Source organism: Pseudomonas sp. UBA3153 (genome assembly GCF_002364635.1).
Classification (GTDB): Bacteria; Pseudomonadota; Gammaproteobacteria; order Pseudomonadales; family Pseudomonadaceae; genus Pseudomonas_O; species Pseudomonas_O kuykendallii.
This window is the reverse complement of record NZ_DEYR01000023.1, coordinates 58,555-58,953: the sequence shown is the minus strand read 5'-3', so window position 1 is coordinate 58,953 and position 399 is coordinate 58,555. Positions and strand designations below refer to the sequence as shown.

2 protein-coding genes are annotated in these 399 nt (G+C 66.9%); one reads left to right on the top strand and one right to left on the bottom strand.

The window, feature by feature from the left end; translation table 11 throughout:
* The coding region (locus B2X67_RS05260) for a GntR family transcriptional regulator (protein ID WP_286784835.1) at nucleotides 1-172 on the bottom strand (172 nt) is incomplete at its 3' end.
* Between B2X67_RS05260 and B2X67_RS20785 the strand changes: the two genes are divergently transcribed.
* Nucleotides 135-399 (top strand): FMN-binding negative transcriptional regulator (locus B2X67_RS20785; RefSeq protein WP_414704002.1); only part of this gene is annotated, 265 nt, incomplete at its 3' end. The two genes, B2X67_RS05260 and B2X67_RS20785, sit on opposite strands and share 38 nt — an antisense overlap.

Below are 399 nucleotides of genomic sequence, written 5' to 3'. Positions count from 1 at the left end.
GCGAGATGCCGAGCAGGGCGGCAAGGTCGCGGCTCGCCGGCAGCCGCGTGCCGCCGGGCAGGCGCCCGTCCAGCATGCGCTCGCGCAAGGCCTGGTAGAGCTGGCGGGCGAGACCCTTGCTGGGTTCGAGGCGGATGCCGGAAAGGTCGAAGGGAAGCGGGACAGCTGGCATGGATTGGCCCTGTCGAAGTCGGCATAAATGGATCTTGGGAAAGGCCAATAGTCTGCATAGGATGATCCCGTCAAGCCAGGAGAATCACCCCATGTACGTCCCAACCGCCTTCCGCCAGGACGGACTCGCCGAACTGCACCTGCAGATCGCCGACAGCCGCCTGGCGATGCTGGTCAGCCACGCCGCGGACGGGTTGCAGGCCAGCCACCTGCCGTTGCTGCTGGTGC